This is a genomic window from Pseudomonas sp. AC463 (genome assembly GCF_979253585.1).
On sequence record NZ_CEEDDZ010001080.1, the window covers coordinates 1 to 242 of the forward strand.

Genomic DNA, 242 nt, shown 5'->3' on the forward strand with positions numbered 1-242 from the left:
ACAGTGTGCCGTTCTCGATGCGCGTCGACTGGCTGATGCCGGCGGTAGCGGATGTGCGCGCCGTCGCGTGAGTGGGGGTCGTGCCGCCGCTGCCCGTGCCGCCGCTTCCCGTACCGGCCGGGATCGTGATCGTGTCGCCGGGGTAGATGCGGGATGGATTGTCGATCTGCGGATTGGCGGACAGCACCGCCTTCAGTCCGACACCGTGCTGCGCCGCGATGTCGCCCAGCGTGTCGCCATGT

Annotated in this window: 1 protein-coding gene; it reads right to left on the reverse strand. The window is 69.0% G+C overall.

Features of this window, described 5'->3' with window-relative positions; all coding sequences use genetic code 11:
- Positions 1-242 (reverse strand): LysM peptidoglycan-binding domain-containing protein (locus tag AC0IYH_RS33600; protein ID WP_471838774.1); only part of this gene is annotated, 242 nt, incomplete at both ends.